Origin of the sequence: Streptomyces sp. NPDC057743, assembly GCF_042798755.1 — a bacterium.
Taxonomy (GTDB): domain Bacteria; phylum Actinomycetota; class Actinomycetes; order Streptomycetales; family Streptomycetaceae; genus Streptomyces.
On record NZ_JBHVJX010000015.1, the window covers coordinates 208,124 to 226,737 of the forward strand.

Sequence of the window (18,614 nt, forward strand, 5' to 3'; positions counted from 1 at the left end):
TGGTCAGGGGCGGGGCAGCCAGGCGGGACGGTCGGCGCCGCGGTGGCTGAGGACGGTGCGGTAGCGGCCGGGGGTTGCGGACATCACGACCTGGTCCGTGACGCCCTGGTAGTGGCCCATGGGGGTGTCGGCGGTGAAGGTCTCCAGCGGGTGGTTCTCGTGCGGGCCGGGCGTGCCGGCGGTCTTGCGGGCGTAGTCCTTGTCGAAGACGCCCATGCTCACCGCCCACAGGGCGACCCGGGTCAGGGAGATGTGAACGCGGTAGCTGCCGCCCTCGACGGCGCGGCGCTGCAGGGCGCGGCCGATGCCGGCGGCCAGCAGCCAGCCGCAGATGTTGTCGTTGATGACGCCGACCGGCGGGAGCGCGGGCCGACCCTCGTCGCCCTCGAACATCAGCATCCCGGAGACGGCGCCGGCCACTTGGTCGAAGCCGATCCGGCCCGCCCACGGTCCGGTGCGGCCGTGCAGGGACACCGTGGCGTGCACGATGCCGGGGCGCAGGGCGGCCGCCTCTTCGGCGGTCAAGCCGATCTTGGTGAGGTAGCCGGGGCGGCGGTTGGCGAAGAACACGTCGGCGCCGCGCAGCAACTCCCGGACGGCGGCGGCGCCTTCGGTCCCGTAGGGGTCGAGGGTGGCCTGGCGCATGCCGACGTTGGCGGTGCAGTAGAGGGTGTCGTGCTCAAGCTCGAAGGGGCGCCAGAGGTTGAGGACGTCTGCGCCGTGCAGGGCGAGGGCGCGGCCGGCGCTGGCGCCGGCGATGACGTGGGCCATGCCGAGGGCGCGGATGCCGTGCAGGGGTTGGGTGGCGCCCGCGGGGAAGGGCTCGGGGTCGCTGTCGCCGATCTTCTCGATCTCGATGAGCGGCAACTCAGCGAGCACGTCCCGGTATTGGGGTTCGGCCATCAGCTCGGCGGTGGTGCGGACCATGGGCAGCACGGTGCCGGCCTCCTCGGCGGCCGCTTCGAGGTCGGCGCCGCGCCAGGTGGCGATGGCCGCCGCGGCGGCGGACGCGTCGTCGGGGATGCCGAGGAGTTTCGTGGCGGCCAGGCTGAGCTTGGGGTAGAAGTTGGCCGGCATGATCCAGCGGTCGTCGGCGGTGCGGTAGAAGCCGATGGTGACGCCGTCGCCGACGATCGCGGGGGTGGCGGGCGGGTAGCCGTTGAGGCGTTCCCAGCGGCCGGGTTCGGAGATGGGGGCGAGGCGGCGGGGGCCGCGGCGCAGGTCCATGGCGATGTCCTGGCCGGCGCCGCCGCGGTCGCGCCAGATCGCCGCCGCCACCGCGGACTTGGTGACGAGGGCGAGCGCCGAGGCGGCGCCCAGGCGCAGTGCGCTGGGGACGATCGGGTCGGCGCCGTGGAAGGTGATGGCGCCGCCGGTCTCCTCGGGGGTCATGCCGATTCCGGCGAGGACGTCGGCGAGTTCACGGTGCGGGTCGAAGGCGTCGTCGACGGCCGGGGCCGCCAGCGCGGCGGTGAGGCGTTCGGTCAGGCGCGGCGCGGACGGCACGGGCACGGGGCGCTCCTCGGTTTCTTCAATTGTGGATCGGATCAGGGTAGTTGGCGCGGGCGGCGCAGGGCCGCGCCCGGGGTCAGGGGCCCGGGCGCGGCACCAGGGTCGGCCCCGGGCGGGGTGCACGCCGCTGTCGGGGACCGTCGGGTAACCGGGGGCGGTGGCTCACCATTCGCTGAACAGGTACTCCTCGCGGTTGGGTTGGGCCTGGCGGCGCAGGTCCGCCTCCACCATCAGCTCGATCAGTTCCCGGAAGTTGACCTTGGGCTTCCAGCCGAGTTCCGCCTCGGCCTTGGCGGGGTTGGCACACAGGGTGTCGACCTCGGCCGGGCGGACCAGCGCCGGGTCCAGGTAGACGTAGTCGTTCCAGTCCAACCCGACGGCGTCGAAGGCGATGTGGAGCACATCGCGGACCGAGTGCATCACGCCGGTGCCGATGACGTAGTCCTGCGGTTCGTCCCGTTGCAGCATCAGGTGCATGGCCTCGACGTAGTCCGCGGCGTAGCCCCAGTCACGTCGGGCGTCGAGGTTGCCGAGCGGCAGCTTGGACTGGAGACCCAGCTTGATCCGGGCCGCCGCGAGGGTGATCTTGCGGGTCACGAACTCGGTGCCGCGGCGGGGCGATTCGTGGTTGAACAGGATGCCGGAGACGCCGAACATGCCGAACGACTCGCGGTAGTTCTTGGTGATGAAGTGGCCGTAGGTCTTGGCGACGCCGTAGGGGCTGCGGGGGTGGAAGTGGGTCGTCTCGTGCTGCGGGGTCTCGGTGACCTTGCCGAACATCTCGGAGGACGACGCCTGGTAGAAGCGGATCTGTTGGCCGCTGGGTGCCGAGGTGGAGCCGTTGAAGCCGCTGAACATGCGGATCGCCTCCAGCATGCGCAGCACGCCCAGGCCGGTGACGCCGCCGGTGAGTTCGGTCTGCTGCCAGGACAGCGGGACGTAGGAGATGGCGCCGAGGTTGTAGACCTCGTCGGGCTGGGCGAAGTCGAGGGCCTTGACCAGGCTGCTCTGGTCGAGCAGGTCGCCGTCGACGAGCTTCACGTCGGGCAGCAGCCGGTTGATGCGGGGCCGGTGCGGGTTTGCCTGACCGCGTATCAGGCCCCAGACCTCGTACCCCTCGTTGAGCAGGTGCTCGGAGAGGTAGGAGCCGTCCTGCCCGGTGATTCCGGTGATGAGTGCGTGTTTGGCCATGTGCTTTCCCCCAGATGCCTGGTGACTGTGTTGTGGACGGTTATGCGCTCGCCATGCACCTTGAGGCGATCCATGCGTCGACTGCCCGCGCCGCTTCCTCCGCGTGCTCACGCATCATCGTGAAGTGGTTGCCCGGTACGTCGATCGCGGTGTGCGGGAATTCCAAGGTGGCCTGCCAGTCGTCTTCTCCGGACCACGTGCCCAAGGGTTCGGTGGCCCGCAGCAGCAGGGTGGGTGCGGCGGTCGGTTGCGGCCGCCAGTCGGCGAACAGTTTCGAGTGGGCGGCCGATGCGGTGATCCGGGTGTCGTCGAGGGCGACGACCGCACCGTCGCGGTCGAGCACCCCCTCGGTGAGCTCCTTCTCCCAGGTCAGGAGGCGGTCCATGATCCGTGGCTCGTACATGTCGCTGAGCACGACGGCGCCCGGGCCGCTCCCCTGCTCCTCCAGACGGCCGGCCAGTGCCTGGGCGATCAGTGCGCCTCCGGAGTGGCCCATGAGGACGAACGGCCGGCCGTCGGCGAGTCGTTGGACGGCTGCCGCCTGGACCGCGAGCAGCGCGTCGAGGTCGGCGGCCACCGGTTCGCCGGCGCGGTAGCCGGGCACCGGGAGCGCCCAGAGGTCCCGGCGGCCCCGCAGGGGCGCGGCGAACCGCACGAACTCGTGCGGGCCCGACGTGGCGACGAATCCGCAACAGCCGATCAGCAGCGGCCCCGCCTCGCCCCGGGCCAGGTGGACGGGGGGCGGCAACTCGCCCGCCCCGTCCGGGCCCTGGTACGCCGGGCGGTACGCGGACAGGCCGGCCATGGCCAGCATGAACTCCCGTACCCGGTCGGTGCGCACCGCCTCGCGGTACATCTCCCCCAGCGCGCCGGGGCCGCTGGCCCGGGCCGAGCCTGGCGCGGTGGACCCGCCCAGTTCGCCGTGGAGGTGCGCCGCGAGCTCCCGGGGTGTCTGGTGGTCGAAGACCACGCCGACGGGGAGCGGGAGGCCGGTGGCGTCGCCGAGGCGGTTGCGCAGCTCGGTGGCGGTCAGCGAGTCGACGCCGCATTCGGTGAACAGCGCACCGGTGTCGATGAGTTCGGGACCGTCGTAGCCGAGGACCTCGGCGGTGAGCGCGCGCACCAGCTCCAGCACGGCGTCCTCGCTGTCCAGCGGGACGGGGTGGGGCCGGGGCTCGGGGCGCGACTCGGGTGCGGTGGCATCCGGGGCGGCCGCGGCGGCTTCCGACGCGCCTCGGGCGCGGGGACGCGGCCAGTAGCGTCGGTGCTGGAAGGCATAGGTGGGCAGGTCGACCGTCTGGGCGCCGGCGAGCAGCGGGGCCCAAGTGGTGTCCATCCCTAGGGCGTTGAGCCGGCCGACGGCGGTGAGCAGCGCGTGCGCCGGGTCGCGGTCGGCGCGCTGGGTGGCGACGCAGACGGCGTCGGAACCGTCGAGGGTGGCGGCGGCCGGGGCGGTGAGGACGCTGTCCGGCCCGACCTCCACGAAGCGGGTCACGCCGGCGTCGACTGCCGTACGCACCGCAGCAGTAAAACGGACCGCCTCGCGCACCTGCCGCACCCAGTACGCGGGCAAGCACAGCTCGTCCCCGGACGCGGCCGCGCCGGTGAGCGTCGAGACCACCGGGATGCGCGGCGCCTGGTACGTCAACTTGCCGGCTACGGCGGCGAATGCGTCGAGCATGGCGTCCATGCGGTGCGAGTGAAAGGCGTGCGAGACGCGCAGCCGGGTGGTCTTCCGGCCGTTCGCCTGGGCCCACTCGCGCAGGGCCTCGACGGCGTCGGCATCACCGGAGACCACGACCGCCTGCGGGCCGTTGACCGCGGCGAGCGACACCAACTCGCCCAGGTGGTCGGCGATTTCGTCCTCGCTGGCCTGGACGGCGAGCATCGCGCCACCCTCAGGCAACGCCTGCATCAGCCGCCCGCGGGCGGCGACCAACGCGCACGCGTCCTCCAGCGACAACACACCAGACACATGCGCCGCCGCCAACTCACCGATGGAATGGCCGATCAGCACGTCCGGGGCGACCCCAAAGGATTCCAGAAGCCTGAACAGCGCCACCTCGAAGGCGAAGAGTCCCGTCTGGGCGTGGACGGTCTGGTGGAGACGGGACTCGTCCTCGCCCCACAGCACCTCGCGCAGGGGCGAGCCCAGTGCCCGCTCCAGCTCCTCGATCGCCGCGTCGAAAGCCTCGGCGAAGACGGGGAACTGGGCGGACAACTCCCGTCCCATGCCGAGCCGTTGGGCTCCCTGACCGGAGAAGAGGAAGCCGACCCGGCCACCGCCCACCGCGGTGGCCTGGCCCCGCACCACGTCGGGGGAGGGTGTGGCGTCGGCCAGGGCCGTCAGGCCGGCAAGGAGTTGGGCGCGGTCGGCGCCCACGACGGTCGCGCGGTGCGGGAAGGCGGTGCGGGTCGTCGCGAGGGAGTGGGCCACGTCCAGGGGGGAGAGTTCCGGTCGCTGGTGGACCGCGGCGGCCAGTCGGCCGGCCTGGGCGCGTAGCGCCTCCTCGGAGCGGGCGGAGAGTGTCCAGGGCAGCAGGGCGGGGCGGGCCGTCGGCAACTCGCTTGCAGGGGCGGCCTGTTCCGGGGCCGGGTCCGGGGCCTGTTCCAGGATGACGTGGGCGTTGGTACCGCTGATGCCGAAGGAGGAGACCGCCGCGCGGCGCGGGTGGCCGGTCTCCGGCCAGGGGCGCGCCTCGGTGAGCAGTTCGACGGCGCCGGCGGACCAGTCGACGTGGACGGTCGGTTCGTCCACGTGCAGGGTCTGGGGCAGTAGTCCGTGCTGCATGGCGGCGACCATCTTGATGATGCCGGCGGCGCCGGCGGCGGCCTGGGTGTGGCCGATGTTGGACTTGATGGAGCCGAGCCAGAGCGGGCGGTCTTCGGGGCGGCCCTGGCCGTAGGTGGCGAGGAGTGCCTGGGCCTCGATCGGGTCGCCGAGGGTGGTGCCGGTGCCGTGCGCCTCCACCGCGTCGATGTCGGCGGCGGACAGGCCGGCGTTGGCAAGTGCCTGGCGGATCACCCGGCGTTGGGAGGGGCCGTTTGGGGCGGTCAGGCCGTTGGAGGCGCCGTCCTGGTTGACGGCCGAGCCGCGGACCACGGCCAGGATGCGGTGGCCGTTGCGGCGGGCGTCGGAGAGTCGTTCGAGGACGAGCATGCCCATGCCCTCGGCGAACGCGGTGCCGTCGGCGGCGGTGGCGAAGGAGCGGCAGCGGCCGCCGGCGGACAGTCCGCGCTGGCGGGAGAACTCCAGCAGCGCCATCGGGGTGCACATCAGCGTCACGCCGCCGGCAAGGGCCAGTGCGCACTCCCCCGCGCGCAGTGCCTGGGCCGCGAGGTGCAGGCTGACGAGGGAGGAGGCGCAGGCGGCGTCCACGGTGACCGCGGGGCCCTCGAAGCCGAGGGCGTAGGCGATCCGGCCGGAGACCAGGCTGGTGGCGTTGCCGGTGTTGATGTGGCCGGCGGTCGGTTCGTCGGAGCCCAGCAGGATGGTGGTGTAGTCGCCGCCGCTGCATCCCATGTAGACGCCGACCGGCTTCTTGCGGAGGGCGGTGGGGTCGAGGCGGGCGTGTTCCAGTGCCGTCCAGGCGCCTTCGAGGAGGAGGCGTTGTTGGGGGTCCATGGACATCGCCTCGCGCGGGGATATCCGGAAGAAGCCGGCGTCGAAGTCGGCGGCGTCGTAGAGGAATCCGGCCTCGCGGGCGTAGCTGGTGCCGGGGTTCTCCGGGTCCGGGTGGTAGAGGGCGTCCAGGTCCCAGCCGCGGTCGGTGGGGAGTCCTGCGATGCCGTCCCGGCCGGCGGCGACCAGGTGCCACAGGCCGTCGGGGTCGGTGACCTCGCCGGGGTAGCGGCAGCTCATCCCGACGATGGCCACCGGTTCCTGGTGGCGGGCGCGCAGTTCGGTGTTCTCCTGGCGTGCCTGTTGCAGCTCTCCGATGACGCGTTTGAGGTAGTCGCGCAGCTTGTCTTCGTTGTTCATGGGTTTCCCTCCCCTCGCCGGTCCGCTCAGTGCCGGGTGTCGTCGGGCCGGTCGGCCAGCCCGAGGTCGTTGTCGACGAGCGCGAACAGTTCGTCGTCGGTCGCCGCGGCCAGGTTGTCGGTGCCGGGCGCGGTGGTGTCGCCGCTGGTGGTGAGCTTGGAGAGCAACGTCGTCAGGCGCTGGGCGAGTTCGTCGCGGGTGTCGTCTTCCAGGTCGGTGGCGAGGGCGGCCTCCAGGCGGTCGAGGTCGCCGAGCACGGTGGGGGTGCCGTCGGTGGTGCGGGTGAGTTCGTCGAGGACGAAGTCGGCCAGTTCGGCGGGGGTGGGGTGGTCGAAGACCAGGGTGGTGGGCAGGCGCAGTCCGGTGGCGGCGCTGATCTGGTGGTGCAGTTCGACGGCGGTGAGCGAGTCGATGCCCAGTTCACGGAAGGGGCGGTCGGGGTCGAGGGCGTCGGCGGAGGGGTAGCCGAGGACGGCGGCGAGGTGGCTGTTGGTGAGTTCGGTGAGGGTGCGGCGGCGTTCGGGTGCGGGCAAGTCGGCGAGGGTGGCGCGGAGTTGGGCCGTGGTGTCGGCGGCTTCCTCGGGGGTGTTGGGGGTCGCCAGGGCGGTGTGGACCTCGGGGACGTCGTCGAGCAGGGGGCGGCGTCGGGCCAGGGTGAAGCTGGGGGCGAAGGTCGGCCAGTCGACGTCGGCGAGGGTGAGGGTGGTCTCGTCGTGCCGCAGGGCCTGGGCCAGTCCGGCGATCGCGACGGGCGGGGGCATCAGCGGCAGTCCGGCGCGGCGGGCGGCCTCCACGTTGCCGGCGAGGTTGATCATGCCGATGTCGCTCCAGGCGCCCCAGGCCACCGAGGTGGCGGTGCGGCCCCGGGCGCGGCGCCAGGCGGCGAAGGCGTCCAGGAAGGCGTTGGCGGCGCCGTAGCCGGCCTGGGCTCCGCTGCCCCAGGTGCTGGAGACGGAGGAGAACAGCACGAAGGCGTCGAGTTCGTGGTCGCCGAGCAGGGCGTCGAGATTGCGGGCGCCGGCGACCTTCGCGGTGGCGACGGCGGCGAGTTCGGCCGGGTCGGTGGCGGCGAGGGTGTTGTTGAGGCTGATGCCGGCGGTGTGTACGACGGTGCGCAGCGGCGGGTGGGGGTCGGTTTCCAGGTCGGCGAGCAGGGCGGCCAGGGCGTCCCGGTCGGCGACGTCGCAGGCGGCGAGGGTGACCTCGGCGCCAAGTGCGCGCAGTTCGTCGGCGAGTTCGGGGGCGCCGGGTGCCTGGGGGCCGCGGCGGCTGGTCAGTACCAGGTGTGCGGTGCCGGTGCGGGCCAGCCAGCGGGCGACCTCGGCGCCCAGGCCGCCGGTGCCGCCGGTGATCAGGGCGGTGCCGCGGGTGCGTGCTGCCTCGGGCCGGTCGCCGGTGGGCGGTTCGGCGTCGAGGGGCGCGCGGCGCAGCCGGCGTACGTAGGTGCCGTCGGGGCGGACGGCGAGTTGGTCCTCGTCGCCGGCGCCGGTCAGGGCCGCGGCGATGCGTTCGGCGACGGTGTCGGTGCCGGTCGTGGGGAGGTCGAGCAATCCGCCCCAGCGGCCGGGGTGTTCCAGGCCGAGGGCGCGGCCCAGGCCCCAGATCATGGCCTGGGCGGGGTGGGTGACCGGGTCGTCCGGGCCGGTGGTCACCGCGCCCTGGGTGGCCAGCCACAGCGGCGCGTGGGTGCCGGCGTCGCCGAGGGCCTGGATGAGGGTCTGGGTGGCGGTCACGCCGGCGGGGACGACCGGGTCGGGGCGTTCGTCGAGGGCGAGGAGGGAGAGGACGCCGTGGACGGGGTCGGTGGCGGTCTCCTCGGTGAGGCGCTTGGCGAGCTGTTCGCGGTCCGGGGCGGCGGCGACGGTGAGTTCGGTGGTGTCGGGGCCCAGGATGCGGCGGACGGCGTCCACCGCCTGGTGTCGGAGCGCGGCGCCGTGGTCGTCGGCGGGCAGGACCAGCAGCCAGCGGCCCGGCACCGGCAGGGGGCCGGTGGTGTCGGGTGCGGTGGTGCGGCGCCAGGCGATGCGGTAGCGCAGCCGGTTGAGGGTGGTGTGTTCCTGTTGCCGGCGGTGGTGGGCGGCCATCGCGGGGAGGACCGCTTCCAACGCCTCGGGGCTGTCCAGGCCGAGGAGGTCGGCGACGGCGGCCGGGTCCTGCTGTTCCACGGCGGTCCAGAAGCCGGCGTCGGTGGCGCCCTGGGCCGGTGTGGCGGCGGGGGTGGCGGCGGGTTCGGGCCAGTACGTGCGGTGTTGGAAGGCGTAGGTGGGCAGCGGGACGCGGCGCGGGTGGGTGGGGGCGAAGTGGGCGGCCCAGTCCACCGGGTGGCCGTGGGCGTGGAGGTGGCCGACGGCCTGGAGGAGGGTGTCGGGCTCCGGTCGGTCGGCGCGCTGGGCGGCGACGATCAGCGGGGCGCGGACCGGCTCCTCGCGCTCGGCACCGTGGTCGGTGTCCGCGAGGGTTTCCCGGGCGGGCACGGTGAGCACGGCGTCGGGGCCGAGTTCGAGGAAGGCGGCGGCGCCGGCCCGGGCGGCGGCCCGGACCCCGTCGGCGAACCGCACGGCGCCGCGGACCTGCCGCACCCAGTAGTCGGGGGTGAGCAGTTCGTCCGGGCCGGCGAGTTCCCCGGTGACGTTGGAGACGACCGGGATGCGCGGTGGGTGGTAGGTGACCGCGGCGGCGGCCGCGGCGAACTCGGTGAGCATGCCGTCCATGTGGGCGGAGTGGAAGGCGTGCGAGACCCGCAGTCGGCGAGTCTTGCGGCCGCGGTCGCGCCACAGTCGGTCGAACGCGTCGACGGCGGGGGCGGCGCCGGAGACGACCACGGAGGTGGGGCCGTTGACCGCGGCGATCTCCAACTCCGGCAGGAGCGCGGCGGTTACCTCGTCGGCGGTGGCCTGCACCGCGAGCATGGCACCGCCGGCCGGCAGGGCCTGCATGAGTCGGCCGCGGGCGGCGACGAGGGCGGCGGCGTCGTCGAGGGTCAGCACGCCGGCGAGGTGGGCGGCGGTGAGTTCGCCGATGGAGTGGCCGAGCAGCAGGTCGGCAGTGATGCCCCAGGACTCCACCAGCCGGTACTGGGCGACCTCGACGGCGAACAGGGCGGCCTGGGCGTAGCCGGTCTGGTGGAGTGCGTCGGCGGTGCCGTGCCACATCACGTCGCGCAGCGGCCGGTCGAGGTGTGCGTCGAGCCGGGCGCACACCGCGTCCAGCTCGTCGGCGAACAGCGGGTGGGCGGCGGCGAGTTCGCGGCCCATGCCGGGGCGTTGGGCGCCCTGGCCGGAGAACAGCACCGCGAGCCGGCCGCGGTCGGCGGCGGTGCCGGTGACGACGTCGGCGGCCGGTCGGCCGGCGGCGAGCGCGGCGAGGCCGTCGAGCAGTCGGGCGCGGCCTTGGCCGGTGACGACGGCGCGGTGGGTGAGGGCGGCGCGGGTGGTGGCCAGGGAGAAGCCGATGTCGGACGGAGTGGTGTCGGGGTGGTCGGTGAGGTGGGTGTGGAGTCGGGCGGCCTGGTCGCGCAGGGCGGCGGCGGTGTCGCCGGAGAGCACCCAGGGCGTCACCGGCGGCTCCACCTTCCGGGCCGGTTCGGGCGCCAAGTCCGTCAACTCCGGCTCCATGGCGGCCTGTTGAACGGGCGCCTCTTCGAGGACGGCGTGGGCGTTGGTGCCGCCGATACCGAAGGCGGACACTCCGGCGCGGCGCGGGCGGTCGGCCGCGGGCCAGGCGCGAGCCTCGGTCAGCAGGCGGACGTTGCCGTCGGCCCAGTCGACGTGCGGGGTGGGCTCGTCGATGTGCAGGGTCTTGGGCAGGGCCTCGTGGCGCAGCGCGAGGACCATCTTGAGGACTCCGGCGATGCCGGCGGCGGCCTGGGTGTGGCCGATGTTGGACTTGATGGAGCCCAGCCACAGGGGTCGGTCGTCGGGGCGGTCCTGCCCGTAGGCGGCCAGGAGTGCCTGGGCCTCGATGGGGTCGCCGAGGGTGGTGGCGGTGCCGTGGGCCTCGACCGCGTCGACGTCGGCGGCCGTCAGTTGGGCGTTGTCCAACGCCTGGCGGATGACGCGCTGTTGGGCGGGGCCGTTGGGGGCGCTGATGCCGTTGGAGGCGCCGTCCTGGTTGACGGCGGAGCCGCGGACGACGGCGAGGACCGGGTGGCCGTTGCGCTGGGCGTCGGAGAGGCGTTCCAGCAGGATCACGCCGGCGCCCTCGCCCCAGCCGGTGCCGTCGGCGGCGGCGGCGAAGGTCTTGCAGCGGCCGTTGGGGGCCAGGCCGCCCTGCCGGCTGAAGCCGACGAAGAGCGTCGGGGTGGACATCACGGTCGCGCCGCCCGCCAACGCGAGGGTGCAGTCGCCCTGTCGGAGTGCCTGGCAGGCCAGGTGCAGCGCCACCAGGGACGCGGAGCAGGCGGTGTCGACGGTGACGGCCGGGCCTTCGAGGCCGAAGGTGTAGGACAGCCGGCCGGAGATGACGCTGGCCGCGCTGCTGGTGATCATGAAGCCCTCGTCGGCGCCGCCGGCCTGGTGCAACAGGCCGGGGTAGTCCTGGTAGTTGGTGCCGACGTAGACGCCGGTGGCGCTGCCGCGCAGGGATTGCGGGTCGATGCCGGCGCGTTCGAAGGTCTCCCAGGAGGTCTCCAGCAGCAGCCGCTGCTGGGGGTCCATCGACAGGGCCTCGCGGGGCGAGATCCGGAACAGTGCGGGGTCGAACGCGCCGGGGTCGTCGAGGAATCCGCCCTCGCGGACGTAGCTGGTGCCGGGCCTGCTGCCGTCCGGGGAGTAGAGCCGCTCCAGGTCCCAGCCGCGGTCGGCGGGGAACGGGCCGATGGCGTCGGTGCCGCCGGCCAGCAGTTCCCACAGGTCCTCGGGGGTGCGGACGCCGCCGGGGAAGCGGCAGCCCATGGCGACGACGGCGATCGGCTCGTCGGTGCCCGCGGCGCCGGTGGCGGCGGGTGCCTGGCCGGCCGGCGTCGGTTCCTCGCCGCCGACCTGGCGCACCAGGTGGGCGGCGAGCGCCTGCGGCGTCGGGTGGTCGAAGACCAGGGTGACCGGCAACCGCAGGCCGGTGGCGGTGCCGAGCAGGCCGCGGAACTCCACGGAGGTCAGCGAGTCGAAGCCGAGCTCGCGGAACGGGCGGTCGGCGGGGACCGCGTCCGCGGAGCCGTGCCCGAGGACGGCGGCGGCCTGCGCCCGGACCAGGTCGAGGACGGTCCCTGCGCGTTCCGAGGCGGGCAGTTGGGCCAGGCGGCGGGCCAGGTCGGGCCCGGTCGTGGCGTCGGGGGCGGCGGCCGTCCGGTCCTGGCGGGCCTCCGGCAGGTCGGCGAGGAACGCGGGGGCGCCGGCGGCGGCCAGGCCGGACCAGTCGAGGTCGGCGAGGGCGATGCGGGTGTCGTCGTGGTCGAGGGCGTGCCGCAGTGCGGTGACGGCGAGTTCGGGGGACATCGCCCGGGCCATGCCGCGGCGCGTCCGGTGGTGGTCGGCGGTGCCCTCGGTGGCACGGCTGCCGGCCCAGGCGCCCCAGGCGATGGAGGTGGCGGTCAGGCCGTCGGCGCGGCGCTGCTCGGCCAGCGCGTCCAAGTAGGCGTTGGCGGCGGCGTAGTTGGCCTGGCCGGCGTTGCCGAGCGGGTCGGCGAGCGAGGAGAACAGCACGAACGCCGACAGGTCGCGGTCCTTGGTGAGCTCGTGCAGGTTGCGGGCGGCCCGGGCCTTGGGGCGGAGCACGGTCTCGAACCGTTCGGGGGTCAGGCCGTCGATGATGCCGTCGTCGAGGACGGCGGCGGCGTGGAAGACGGCGGTCAGCGGCCGGTCCTCGGGGAGGTGGGCGAGGACGGCGGCGAGCGCGTCGCGGTCGGCGGCGTCGCAGGCGGCGAGGGTGACCTCGGCGCCAAGTGCCCTGAGTTCGTCGGCGAGTTCGGGGGCGCCGGGTGCCTGGGGGCCGCGGCGGCTGAGCAGCAGCAGGTGGGCGGCGCCCTCCCGGGCCAGTCGGCGGGCGACATGGGCGCCGACCGCGCCGGTGGCGCCGGTGAGCAGCACCGTGCCCTCGGGGGTCCACTGCCGGGCGGGCGCGCGGTCGCCGAGCGGGTCGCGACGCAGCCGGTGGCCGAAGAGTCCGGTGGCGCGCACCGCCACCTGGTCGTCGTCGCCGGCGAGCGCGGCCGCCAGTCGGTCGCCGGCGCGCTCGTCGAGCGTCTCGGGCAGGTCGAGCAACCCGCCCCAGGACGGGGCGAGTTCGTGGGCGGCGACTCGGCCCAGGCCCCACAGGGGGGCCTGGTCGGGGTGGGTGAGACGGTCGGCGCGGCCGGTGGAGACGGCGCCTCGGGTGGCGACCCACAGGGGCGCGTCGAGGGAGGCGTCGGCGAGTGCCTGGATGAGGGCGGTGGTGGCGATCAGTCCGGTGGTCGCCGACGGGGCGTCGGCCGCCGGGCGTCCGTCCAGCCCGAGGAGGGAGAGCACGCCGGCGATCTGCCGGCCGTCGGCGGCCGCGGCGAGCCGGGCGGCCAGCGGTGCGCGCCCGTGCTCCGCGTCGACGATCTCCAGCGCTACGGCGTGCGCGCCGTGTCGGGCCAGGGCGCGGGCGCAGGCGTCGGCGAGTGCGCCGTCGGCGCCGGCCGGGGTGACCAGCAGCCAGGTGCCGTGCAGCGCGGGGCGGGCGTCGGTGCGCAGCGGCTGCCAGCGGGTGCGGTAGCGCCAACCGTCGACGGTGGACTCGGCGCGGTGCCGGGCCCGCCATGTGGAGAGCGCGGGGACGACGGTGCGCAGCGCTTCGGCGTCGTCGAGGGCGAGGGTGCCGGCGAGGGCGTCCAGGTCCGCGTCGTCGACGGCCGCCCAGAACCGGGCCTCGGCCGCGTCCCGTTGACCGTCGGCCGGGGCGCCGCGGTCCTGGGCGCCGGGCCAGAAGCGCTCCCGTTGGAAGGCGTAGGTCGGCAGCGGCACGGTGGCGGTGTCGGGCCCGAACCAGCGGGCCCAGTCGACGGGCAGGCCCTGGGTGTGGCCCTCGGCGAGCGAGGTGAGGAACCGGCGCGGGCCACCGTCGTTGCGGCGCAGCGAACCGACGGTGACCACGGGCGTGCCGGCGGTCTGGGCGGTTTCCTGGATGGCGGAGACCAGCAGCGGGTGCGGGCTCAGCTCGATGAAGGTGGTGTGGCCGTCGGCGATCAGCGCGCGGGTGGCCGGCTCGAAGAGGACCGGCTCGCGCACGTTGCGGTACCAGTAGGCGGCGTCGGCGGGCGCGTCGAGGAGGGCGCCGGTGACCGTGGAGTAGAGCGGCAGCGCGCCGGGGCTCGGGGTGAGGGGGGCGAGCTCGCGCAGGAGTGGGTCGCGCAGTCCCTCGACGGCGGGCGAGTGGGCGGCGAGGTTGACCCCGCGGACCTTGCGGGCGCGGACGCCGTCGGCCTCGCACGCGGCGATCAGCTCGTCCAGGGGCCCGGACGGGCCGCAGACCACCACGGAGGACGGGCCGTTGACGACGGCGACGGACAGGGCGTCGCCCCAGTGCGCCAGCCGCGCGCGGACCTCGTCGTGCGGCAGGGCCAGGGAGACCATCTCGCCCTGCCCGTTGACGGCGGTCATGGCGCGGCTGCGGAGCGCGATGACGCGGGCCGCGTCGGCGAGGGTCAGGTGTCCGCTGAGGTGGGCGGCGGCGACCTCGCCCTGGCTGTGGCCGACGACGGCGTCCGGTTCGACGCCGTAGGACTGCCACAGCCGCGCCAGCGCCACCATCACGCTGAACAGCACCGGCTGCACCACGTCGACCCGTTCGAGGCCGGGCGCACCCTCTTCGCCGGTGAGCACGTCGAGGACGGACCAGTCGGTGAAGCGGCGCAGTTCCCGGTCGCAGTCGGTCAGCGCGGTGCGGAACGGCTCGGAGGCGGCGAGGAGTTCGGCGGCCATGCCGGGCCACTGGGAGCCCTGGCCGGGCAGCACGAAGACGACCTTGCCGTCGGCGAGCCCGGGGGCCGCGGTGCCGGTGACCACGTTGGCGGCGGGGGTTCCGGCGGCCAACGCGGCGAGTCCGGCGCGCAGCGCCGCGGGGCCGTCGTCCACCACGGCGGCCCGGTGCTCGAAGGCAGTGCGGGTGCCGGCCAGCGACCAGCCGAGGCGGTGCGGGTCGGCGTCCGCGCCGTCGCCGTCGAGGTGGGCGCGGAGCCGGTCGGCCTGGGCGCGCAGCGCGGCCGGCGTCCGGCCGGAGAGCACCCAGGGCACGGGGCCGGCCTCCGGGGAGCCGGCTTCAACGGCCAACGGCGGCTCGGCGGCGGGCCGTTCGGCCTCCTCGGGCGCCGGCGCGGCCTCCAGGATCAGGTGGACGTTGGTGCCGCTGATGCCGAAGGACGACACCCCGGCGCGGCGGGGCCGCTCGGCGTCCTCGGGCCAGGGGCGGGCCTCGGTCAACAGCCGGATGGTGCCGGCCGACCAGTCGACGTGGTCGGAGGGCCGGTCGGCGTGCAGGGTCCTGGGCAGCATGCCGTGCCGCAGGGCCAGCACCATCTTGATGATGCCGGCGGCGCCGGCGGCGGCCTGGGTGTGCCCGAGGTTGGACTTCACCGACCCCAACCACAGCGGCCGGTCGGCGTCCCGCTCCTTGCCGTACGTCGCCAGCAGCGCCTGGGCCTCGATCGGGTCGCCCAGCGACGTGCCGGTGCCGTGACCCTCGACCACGTCCACCTCGGCCGCCGACAGGCCCGCGTTCGCCAACGCCTGCCGGATCACCCGCTGTTGGGACGGGCCGTTGGGTGCGGTCAGGCCGTTGGAGGCGCCGTCCTGGTTGACCGCCGAGCCCCGCAGCACGGCCAGCACCTGGTGCCCGTTGCGCCGCGCGTCCGACAGCCGCTCCAGCAGCACCATCCCGACGCCCTCGGAGAAGCCGGCGCCGTCGGCGCCGTCGCCGAACGCCTTGCAGCGGCCGTCGGAGGCGATGCCGCCCTGCGCGGCGAACTCGCCGAAGAGGGTGGGCGCCGCCATCACCGTGACGCCGCCGGCCAGCGCCAGCGCGCACTCGCCGTTGCGCAGCGCCTGGGCGGCCAGGTGCACGGCGACCAGCGACGAGGAGCAGGCCGTGTCGATGGTCACCGCCGGGCCCTCCAGCCCGAGGGCGTAGGAGATCCGGCCGGACACCACGCTGCCGGTGTTGCCGGTGCCGATGTAGCCGGCCACCTCGGGCGGCGCGGCGGACAGCAGCGACCCGTAGTCCAGTCCGTTGGTGCCCGCGAACACGCCGGTGGCGCTGGACCGCAGCGTCTGAGGGTCGAGGCCGGCCCGCTCCAGGACCTCCCAGGAGGTCTCCAGCAGCAGCCGCTGCTGCGGGTCCATCGCCAACGCCTCGCGCGGCGAGATCCCGAAGAAGCCGGCGTCGAAGTCGGCCGCGTCGTACAGGAATCCGCCCAGGACGCCAGTGGGCGACAGGCTCTCCAGCCGCTCCACGTCCCAGCCGCGGTCGGTGGGGAACGCGCCGATGCCCTCGCCACCGGACTCCAGCATCCGCCAGAGGTCCTCCGGGGAGGTGACCCCGCCCGGGAAGCGGCAGGACATCGAGACCACCGCGATCGGGTCGTCGGCACCCGCGCCCGGCGCCGCGGTCAGCGCGGCCGTCGGCAGCGCCCGGGCGTCGGTGACGCCCTCGGTGCCGGCGAGTTCGTCGCGCAGGTGGCGGGCGAGCGCGCCGGGGGTCGGGTAGTCGAAGACGAGGGTGGCGGGCAGCGGCAGCCCGACCGCCTCCTTGATGCGGTTGCGCAGCTCGACCGCGGTCACCGAGTCGAAGCCCACGTCGCTGAACGCCTGGTTCTCCCGCACCGCCTCCGGCGTGGCGTAGCCCAGCACCGTCGCGACCTGTCCGCGCACCACCTCCAGCAGCACCCGCAGTTGGCCCGCGGCGTCCTGGCCCGCCAGCTTGCCGGCCAGCGCCGGGGCCGCCGGCTCCGCCTGCCGGCCGCCGGCCTGCGCGGCGGCGATCCGCCGCACCTCCGGCAGCTCGTCGAAGAACCGGGTGGGGGACGTGGCGGTGTAGGCGACGTAGTAGCGGTCCCAGTCGATGTCCAGCACGCCGAGGACCGACTCGCCGTCGTCGACGGCCTGTTGGAGCGCGCTCAGCGCGCGCTCCGGCGCCATCTCCGGGATGCCGTGCCGGCGGGCGATCTCCCCGATGCCGGAGGCGGCCATGCCGTCGCCGGCCCACGGCCCCCACGCCACCGACGTGGCCGGCACGCCCGCGTCCCGCAACTGCTGCGCGTAGGCGTCCAGCACGGCGTTGCCCGGCGCGTAGTTGCCCTGCCCGGTCGCGCCGAAGGTGCCGGCCATCGAGGAGAACAGCACGAACGCCGACAGCCGCTCGCCGGCGGTCAGTTCGTACAGGTTGACCGCGCCCTGCACCTTCGGCCGGAGCACCCGGTCCACCTGGCCGACGGTGAGCCGGTCCAGGACGGCGTCCTCCAGGGCGGCGGCGGTGTGGAAGACGGTCGAGACCGGGCCGACCTCGTCGACGACGGCGCGCAGCGCCTCCCGGTCGGCGACGTCACAGGCCCGCACCGACACCCGTGCGCCCAACTCCTCCAATTCGTCCCGCAGTTCACCGGCCCCGGGAGCATCGGACCCCCGCCGGCTGAGCAGCACCACGTGTTCGGCGCCGCGCGCGGCAACCCAGCGCGCGACATGGGCACCCAGCGGCCCGGTGCCACCACTGATCAGCACGCACCCCGACGGGACCCAGGTCGCGGCGTCCGGCCGCCGGTCCCGCGCGGCCCGCACCAGCCTGCGCACCTGCACGCCGCTCGGCCGCACCGCGATCTGCGACTCCCCGTCCGGGTCAGTCAGCACGGCGGCCAGCGCCCGGAACGTCCGCTCCCCCAGGTTCTCCGGAAGGTCCACCAACCCGCCCCAGCGGTCCGGGTGTTCCAGGCCCGCCACGCGACCCAGGCCCCACACGGCCGCCTGCTCGGGACTGCGTACCCCGTCCCCGGGACCGGTGGACACCGCGCCCCGCGTCAGACACCACAGCGGTGCGCCGACCCCCGCGTCGCCCAGGCCCTGCACCACCGCGAGGGTGTCGGTGAGCGCCCGCGGCGCCACCGTGCAGCCCGCCCCGCGACCCGCGCCGAACGCCACCAACGACACCACGCCCACGGGCGCGACAACGACTCCCGCCTCATCGGTCAGCGCCTCGGTGACCGCGGCCGCAATCTCGCCGCGCCCGTCGCCGTCCCGCACCGTGACCCGTACGACGGCGGCGCCGTCCCGCCGCCAGCCCGCGGCCAGTTGGTCCACCGGATCGGCGTCCGGCACACCGTCGGAGTCGATCAGCAGCCAGGTGCCGGACAGCCGCCCGGAGCCGGTGCGGCCGCGCTTCCACTCGACGCGATACCGCCACCGGTCCACCAATGACGCCTCGCGGTGCCGCCGGTACCACGCGGAGAGCGCCGGCACCACGGCCCCCAACTCCCGCTCGCCGTCCAGCGCCAGCGTCTGTGCCAGGCTCTCCAGGTCCTCCCGCTCGACGGCAGCCCAGAACCGGTTCTCGGCCGGGTCCGCGGCCCGGTCCGCCCCCGCACCGCCGTCACCGGGGGCCGGCGCCTCGACGGCGGTCGGCAGCCAGTAGCGCTCCCGCTGGAAGGCGTAGGTGGGCAGGTCGATGCGCCGGGGGTGGTACGGCGCGAGGACCTTCTCCCAGGCAACGGGCAGGCCGTGCAGGTGCGCCTGGCCGAGGGAGGTGAGGAGTTGGGCGGTGCCGCCGTGGTCCCGTCGCAGGGTGCCGAAGGCCGCGCCGGTGGCGTCGGCCGCGTCGAGGGTCTGCTCGATGCCGACGGTCAGCACGGGGTGCGCGGAGGCTTCCACGAAGACGGTGTGGCCGGCGGCTATCGCGGCCCGGACGGCGTCCTCGAAGCGGACGGTCTGGCGCAGGTTGCGGTACCAGTAGTCGGCGTCGAGGCCGGCGGTGTCGGTCAGTTCACCCG

Annotated in this window: 4 protein-coding genes and 1 pseudogene; all 5 read right to left on the reverse strand. The window is 74.8% G+C overall.

All coding sequences use genetic code 11. The features are described from left to right. Positions 1–3 precede the first annotated feature (3 nt). Positions 4–1,512: a CoA transferase gene (locus tag ACFVFQ_RS19540; RefSeq protein ID WP_383417372.1), complete on the reverse strand. Its 1,509-nt coding sequence runs from the start codon at positions 1,510–1,512 to the stop codon at positions 4–6. Positions 1,513–1,674: 162 nt separating this feature from the next. Continuing rightward, entirely contained in the window at positions 1,675–2,703 is a 1,029-nt protein-coding gene (locus ACFVFQ_RS19545; RefSeq protein WP_383417377.1) for a GDP-mannose 4,6-dehydratase, read from the reverse strand. Positions 2,704–2,743: 40 nt separating this feature from the next. Then, positions 2,744–6,715 (reverse strand): type I polyketide synthase, encoded by a 3,972-nt coding sequence (locus ACFVFQ_RS19550; RefSeq protein WP_383417401.1) that lies wholly within the window; start codon positions 6,713–6,715, stop codon positions 2,744–2,746. Next, complete coding sequence (locus tag ACFVFQ_RS19555) at positions 6,712–11,577, reverse strand: type I polyketide synthase (RefSeq protein ID WP_383417403.1); 4,866 nt, start codon at positions 11,575–11,577, stop codon at positions 6,712–6,714. Before ACFVFQ_RS19555 ends, ACFVFQ_RS19550 begins: the two co-directional genes overlap by 4 nt. 144 nt (positions 11,578–11,721) lie before the next feature. Further along, positions 11,722–18,606 (reverse strand): annotated as a pseudogene (locus ACFVFQ_RS19560) (type I polyketide synthase); the annotation flags it as partial. Positions 18,607–18,614: the final 8 nt, after the last annotated feature.